The sequence below is a fragment of the Desulfobacterium sp. N47 genome, assembly GCF_051233685.1.
Classification (GTDB): Bacteria; Desulfobacterota; Desulfobacteria; order Desulfobacterales; family RPRI01; genus RPRI01.
The window spans coordinates 1-6,596 of record NZ_JBAMMY010000135.1 but is presented as its reverse complement, the minus strand read 5'-3'; the positions used below and the strand labels follow the sequence as shown (position 1 = coordinate 6,596).

Genomic DNA, 6,596 nt, shown 5'->3' with positions numbered 1-6,596 from the left:
TTTTTTATCTGTCCCGAAGAAGAATGGATTTCTTTAAGGACCACGAACATTATTGAACGCCTTAACAAAGAATTTAAACGCAGAACAAAACCGATGGAGATCGTAGCCGGGGAGAACGCCTGCTATACTCTCCCGGCATTTATCTGTCTTAAAATGGAGTTACACTGGAAATCAAACCCTATCGGAAAAGTGCGTAAGAGTCTGCCATTCTTTCAAAAACCGGCTGATAAAAATTTTACACAAAAACTTGACAGTACCCAGTTTTTATGAGAATATTGGTTTTTAAGACTGCATGCAGCTTATTTGCTGTACTTATCAAGTTAATATGGTTATACATGATGATATCTGAGTTGCATTTTTATGACGGTTGCCATAAAAATGTCATGTATTAGCTGTAAGCAAATTTATGCACTACTTGTTCTTTTGCTGTAACTTTAAAATGTATTAATAGTCACAAAACCGGAATAAATTTTGTCCGAAATTACCGGATTTATCAGCTCTATTGCAGTTGATTGTTTTTAATTCTTTAAGCACAATAATGCCTGATAAGGATTGTTTACGATAATATTTCACAGACGAACTGGAGGAAAACGAAAATGAGTATGGAAGTCAGATCTCCGATGCAGGGATCGATTCTGGAAATTCTGGTTAAGGAAGGCGACAAGGTAGCCGAAGATGATGAACTCTTTATTCTTGAAGCAATGAAAATGGAAAATCCCATCTATGCTCCGTCAGGCGGAATGGTAAAGGAAATTAAAGTAAAGAAGAAAGATACTGTCGATGCGGACCAGTTATTGATGCTTATAGAATAGAATATTAAATCACAGAGGAGATTTGATATAAATGAATGAAAGCATAATGTTATCTGCACTCAAGGTTTTTGCCTGCGGTTTCAGCGGTGTATTTGCAGGTTTGCTAATGTTAATGTGCTGCGTCAAAATAATGAGTGCTGTTATACTTAAAATAAAACCCAAAAAGGCGGATTAGAATGAAAGGCGGTGCAGAAAATGGCTGATAGCTTTCCATTGTTGAATCAGATAATATTAAATACCGGTTTTCTTCATATACAGGTCGGTCATGTAATAATGTGGATTGTAGCTTTTATTTTTATTTATCTTGCTATTAAAAAGGGATTTGAACCGCTTCTTCTTCTGCCTATCGGCTTTGGAATACTTATCGTAAATTTGCCTTTAGCGCCAATTATGGGCATATCACAAGGCGCGGAGGGACCTCAAAGGGATTTGATCCGTTGGTTTTATGATTTCGGAGTAGCCACTGAAATTATCCCCTGTCTGATTTTTATGGGAGTAGGCGCTCTTACTGATTTCGGGCCTATGATTGCAAATCCTAAAACCCTTATTCTGGGAGCTGCCGCACAATTTGGAGTATATGTTGCTTTTTTCGGGGCTATTATATTCGGATTCAGCCTAAAGGAAGCTGCATCTATCGGCATTATAGGAGGGGCCGACGGGCCCACATGCATTTATCTTACTGCCAAGCTGGCCCCTCACCTCCTGGGCGCCAATGCCTTGGCTGCTTATTCCTATATGGCAATGGTGCCGCTTATTCAGCCTCCTATCATGAGACTTCTCACTACTGAAAAAGAGCGAAAAATCAAAATGAAACAGATGCGCCCTGTTTCAAAAACTGAAAAGATCGTTTTCCCTTTAGTCGGCGCAATAGTTATTTGCATGCTGGTTCCTCCGGCAGCTCCTTTAATGGCTATGCTGTTTCTGGGAAACCTTTTCAGGGAGAGCGGGGTTGTAGAAAGGTTAAATCATGCCGCCCAGAATGAATTACTAAACATCGTCACCATATTTTTAGGTGTAGCTGTTGGCGCCACGATGGCCGCTGAAAAATTTCTTAAACCGCAGCCGATTTTCATCTTCGTGCTGGGACTTGCCGCTTTTGCATTCAGTACCGTAGGCGGTATCCTGATAGCAAAACTAATGAATCTTTTCCTTAAAGAAAAAATCAATCCTCTCATTGGTTCCGCCGGTGTTTCAGCCGTTCCTATGGCTGCAAGGGTAGCGCAGGTTGAGGGGCAAAAGGCGGATAAGCACAATTTTCTTCTTATGCATGCTATGGGACCAAATATAGCCGGAGTCATTGGCACCGCAATAGCAGCAGGACTCTTTCTGACTATGCTAAAATAAAAATCTGCTGGAAGGCCGATGATAAAATCTGAAACCCCGGACAATATCAAAATTGCCATGCTGGGTTCCTTCCCGCCTCTTAGAGGACTCAGCAGTTATTGTCTGGAACTTGCTTTATCAATAGCTGATCTCGTTGATACGGAATTTATCTCATTTAAAAAACTATACCCTTCTTTTATTTACCCCGGCGGAGGGCTTAATGAAGATAATACTTTTCCGGCTATCAATCATCCAAAACTTAATATAAAACGCAGACTGACCTGGTATAATCCCTTTACGTGGCTGAAAGAAGGCCTGTTTGGCGATGCGAATCTATTGCATGCCCAGTGGTGGAGTCTGCCGCTTTTTCCCATCTATTTTATTATATGCAGCTGCTATAAAATACGCCGTAAGCCTATAGTTATTACAGTTCATAATGTTTTGCCTCACGAGAAATCATTTGCATATAAAAAGCTAAGCGGTTCGCTGTTCCGTTTGGCTGATCATCTTATTGTTCATACAGCAAAAAACAAAGAGCAGATGATTACTGTTTATGGAATTTCATCTAACAAAATTAGTCTGGTTCCTCATGGTTCTTTGGATTTTCATGTAAAACAAGGAATTGAAAGAGATAAGATCAGAGAAGAAATGGGTTTTGATACAAAGGATAAAATCATTCTCCTTTTTGGAGCTATTCGCGCATATAAAGGAGTCGATACGGCTATTAAATCTTTTGCCCAGGTTTTGGCAAAAATACCCGAATCACGTCTTTTGATAGCAGGAAAATTATGGGAAAAATGGGAACCCTATCATAATTTAATAAAAGAGCTTAATTTAGAAAACTATATTTCAACTTATCTTGATTATATACCTTCAGGTGAAGTATATAGATACTTTACGGCATCAGACATTGTGATTCTGCCATACCATCACTTTGACAGCCAGAGCGGTGTGGGAGCTACTGCAATTTCTTTCCGCAAGCCGCTTATTGTAACAGATGCAGGCGGATTACCAGATCTTGTTTGTGACCAGCGTTTTGTTGTCCGGCCAAACGATGTATCTTGTCTTGCAACTGCAATAATTGGTTGCATAAATGACCCTGTTCAACTAAAAGCAATGACGGATGCATCGGAAATTATTACCAACAAACTTGCATGGCCGGAAATAGCCAATAAAACATATTCCATATACAAAAGATTGACGGACTAGTAAAAAAACCTTTAATGAGGCATAACTTGTGAGCTATCTTAAAGAAGTGCTTCCTAAGATTATTCGATACCGCCTCGCAAGGAAGAAAATCATACCTTGCGGTTTGCCTATAAATCTTACTTTTTCTGTTACAAACAAATGCCAGTCCCGTTGTCGAACCTGTAGTATATGGGCAATCTATGAAAAACATCCTGAAAAAAAGAACGAGGAATTAACAATTGATGAAATTGAAAAAATTTTTCGTTCTATGGGTCATATCTATATATTTAACATCAGCGGCGGTGAACCTTTTTTGCGGCCTGATATTGCCGAAATAATAAAACTTGCCTGTAAATACTTGTCTCCAGGCATTATTCACATCCCGACAAATGCCATAGATTTTGAACTTGTGGGAAATAAAACCCGTCAAATTATAGATTTTCTAAAATCAGACTTTCCTAAAACGCATTTGACGGTTAAACCCAGCCTGGATCATATAGGAGATAAGCACGATAATATCCGGGGAGTAAAAGGCAATTTTGAAAAAGTCATGACTCTGTTTAACAGGCTTAAAGCGATGCAGCCCGATTTCCCCAATTTTCATGCTGAGCTTGGCACTGTTATATCCAGATGGAATGTTAGCGACATAGAAGAAATCGCTGCTTTTGTGACATCGCTTGCAGCCGACAGCTATAGAAATGAAATTGCCGAACAGCGATTTGAAATGTTTAACACAAAAAACTCTATCACACCGGAAGCTGAAGACTATGAAAAGGCGATAAAATACTTTGTTTCTCATATCAGAGCCAATATGAAAAACCGTTTGTTTTTTCTCAGGCTTACAAATGCTTTTCGTCTGGTTTATTATTCTCTTGCCGTTCAAATTCTTAAAGAAAAACGCCAGGTTATCCCCTGTTATGCAGGCATTTCAAATGCCCATTTATCGCCTTACGGCGATGTCTGGGCCTGTTGCACCCTTGCTTACGAAAAATCTATGGGAAATTTGCGTGATTATAATTATAGCTTCAAAGATCTTTGGAACAGTATCCAGGCGGATACAGTTCGTAATGACATATATAGTGGAACATGCAGTTGTCCTCTTGCAAATCAGACATATTCAAATATGCTGATGCACGGACCTTCTCTGGTCAAAGTTCTGCATGAAATGATAAAATGAGAGGAATAACATGCGATACTTGATAACCGGTTCAACCGGATTTATCGGACCCTATCTTGTGCGCAGATTGATTTCCAGCGGTAATACATTAAGATGTATGATTCGGAAAGGAAGTAATATTGATGCTCTGAAAGAATTTGATGTCGAATATGTTACCGGCGACATCACCGACCCTGCATCTCTTTACTACATTGCTAAAGATGTGGATTGTCTGATTCATATGGCGACACTCGGGCACATGAGCAATTTTACCGTAAGTGAATTCATGTTTGATGAAGTAAATGTCCGGGGTACTTTAAATATCATGAAAGCAGCTCTATCGGCAGGTGTTAATAAAATCATTCATTGCAGCTCTGTTGCTGCAATGGGAATTTGTCCGGATATTCCTGCAACAGAAAAAAGCATATGTTATCCCCATCACCCCTATGGAAGAAGCAAGCTGAGAGCTGAAAAAGAAGTTTTGAACATGGTTAAACAGGAAGGCCTGCCTGCAGTCATAATAAGATTTTCAATGGTATATGGTCCAGGCGATACAAGAGATATGTTGAAGCTTACACGCATGGCAAAAAAAGGATTATTTCCCAAAATTGGCAATAAGGCCAAGCTGACTCCGCTTATACACGTTGAAGACGCCGTGGAAGGAATTTTGGCAGCAGTAGAAAAAGGCAAACCGGGTGAGATTTATCTTATAACAAACCGGCAATCTGAAGAATTCGACAACATACGTAAAATTATCCAGGAAGCATTGGGTATTCGAAAAACTTCATTGTATATTCCTGAATGGATAGCATTGGTTATAGCTTCATTTGTTGAAAAGACATTTTCTTTTTTTGGGAAAACACCCCCGGTTTCGAAAAAAAATATAGAATCTACTTTGGCAGACCGTGTTTTTTCTATTGAAAAAGCACAAAAAGAGTTGGGCTTTAATCCAAAAATCAATCCTTATGACGGAATCAAAGAAACTGTGGATTGGTACAAAGAAAAGGGATGGATATAAAGTGGGAAAAGAGATAGAAGTATTCGGGGTAACTTATGACAGATATGTTCTGCTGCAGCTGCAAAAGATTTTTACACAGCAATATAATTTAAAAACAGTAGTTGAAATGCCGAGCCACGGCGCAAAAGCCGCCGGATCTTTGTATTCAATAGGCTTCGGACTTGCGGGCTGCAACGTTACACTCGTAAACCCTGAACAGGATATGATTTATGGATGGGAAAAAACAGGAATTGAAAATAGAGTTGAAACAGTTTCAAATATAAATGTTTATAATTCAGGTTTTAAAAATAATCAGTTTGATCTTGCCTGGAATTTTGTCACATGGACGGAACTTGATAATCCTCCAAATTATCTTTTGGAAATGAAGCGTGTTTCAAAAAAATATGTACTTCTTGTTACATGTAATAATTTTCAGCCCGGTTATCCTTGGCACAGGCTGATTCACAAAGTATTCGGCTTTCCGTGGACACACGGTCAAGTAAAATACAACCATATTACCAAAGTTAAAAAGCTTTTTAAAGATTCAGGGATCAATGTAATTGAATACGGCGCTATCGATACACCCGGCTGGCCCGATCCAAGCGGCCCAAGAGATATAAGACTTCATAAAAGATTCGGAAGTAAAAATGAAGAGCCGCCAAAGGAAAAGCCGTTATGGGAAGTACCTTTTATTGAATATGTACGAACCGGAATATATCCGGGCTGGATGAAGGCATTAGGCAAATGGGATATGACGTTTAGGGAGGGAGTATTAAAGCTGCCTATGAGTCATTTGTTTTATGTGCTGGGGAGAAAGTGAATTTCTCATCTTTATGTCCTTGACATAAAGAAATAACGGCCCTATTGTTTCTTTATGGAAAAGAAAGAAATAATCAAAACCCTTGAGCTAATTTCAAAACGATAAAAGGCAGCTTGTTAAACAGATCAACAACTGAAATTCCGGTAATAGAGCGGATTTGAGGGCTCCGATTTTCATTGGAGAACCACAAAAGGCAATAAATGCCGAGTTTTTGACAATACCTGCCCGATCGTTTTGTAAAAACGTTATTATAAACGAAAGCTTATTCGTTCTTTGTCATTGAAGCAATCGAAATATCTG

Annotated in this window: 8 protein-coding genes; all 8 read left to right on the top strand. The window is 39.1% G+C overall.

Features of this window, described 5'->3' with window-relative positions; translation table 11 throughout:
• Nucleotides 1-270 (top strand): transposase (locus VXK47_RS08775; protein ID WP_435548400.1); only part of this gene is annotated, 270 nt, incomplete at its 5' end.
• A gap of 326 nt (nucleotides 271-596) precedes the next feature.
• Nucleotides 597-812, top strand: coding sequence for a biotin/lipoyl-containing protein (locus VXK47_RS08770; RefSeq protein WP_435548399.1), 216 nt, complete (start codon nucleotides 597-599; stop codon nucleotides 810-812).
• 31 nt (nucleotides 813-843) lie between these two features.
• A complete protein-coding gene (locus tag VXK47_RS08765; RefSeq protein WP_435548398.1) occupies nucleotides 844-987 on the top strand; it encodes an OadG family transporter subunit in 144 nt (47 codons plus the stop codon).
• A 20-nt stretch (nucleotides 988-1,007) separates the two neighbouring features.
• Complete coding sequence (locus VXK47_RS08760) at nucleotides 1,008-2,156, top strand: sodium ion-translocating decarboxylase subunit beta (protein ID WP_435548397.1); 1,149 nt, start codon at nucleotides 1,008-1,010, stop codon at nucleotides 2,154-2,156.
• Between the two features lie 18 nt (nucleotides 2,157-2,174).
• A complete protein-coding gene (locus tag VXK47_RS08755) occupies nucleotides 2,175-3,344 on the top strand; it encodes a glycosyltransferase (RefSeq protein ID WP_435548396.1) in 1,170 nt (389 codons plus the stop codon).
• Between the two features lie 28 nt (nucleotides 3,345-3,372).
• On the top strand, nucleotides 3,373-4,500 hold the full coding sequence (locus VXK47_RS08750; RefSeq protein WP_435548395.1) for a radical SAM/SPASM domain-containing protein: 1,128 nt from the start codon (nucleotides 3,373-3,375) through the stop codon (nucleotides 4,498-4,500).
• Between the two features lie 10 nt (nucleotides 4,501-4,510).
• Nucleotides 4,511-5,497, top strand: coding sequence for an NAD-dependent epimerase/dehydratase family protein (locus tag VXK47_RS08745; RefSeq protein WP_435548394.1), 987 nt, complete (start codon nucleotides 4,511-4,513; stop codon nucleotides 5,495-5,497).
• A 1-nt stretch (nucleotide 5,498) separates the two neighbouring features.
• Nucleotides 5,499-6,296, top strand: a complete 798-nt coding sequence (locus tag VXK47_RS08740) for a methyltransferase domain-containing protein (RefSeq protein WP_435548393.1) — start codon at nucleotides 5,499-5,501, stop codon at nucleotides 6,294-6,296.
• Nucleotides 6,297-6,596 lie beyond the last annotated feature (300 nt).

Coding starts and splice junctions, on each gene's coding strand:
- VXK47_RS08770 (WP_435548399.1), top strand. CDS start 597: ATGAGTATGGAAGTCAGATCTCCGATGCAGGGATCGATTCTGGAAATT.
- VXK47_RS08765 (WP_435548398.1), top strand. CDS start 844: ATGAATGAAAGCATAATGTTATCTGCACTCAAGGTTTTTGCCTGCGGT.
- VXK47_RS08760 (WP_435548397.1), top strand. CDS start 1,008: ATGGCTGATAGCTTTCCATTGTTGAATCAGATAATATTAAATACCGGT.
- VXK47_RS08755 (WP_435548396.1), top strand. CDS start 2,175: ATGATAAAATCTGAAACCCCGGACAATATCAAAATTGCCATGCTGGGT.
- VXK47_RS08745 (WP_435548394.1), top strand. CDS start 4,511: ATGCGATACTTGATAACCGGTTCAACCGGATTTATCGGACCCTATCTT.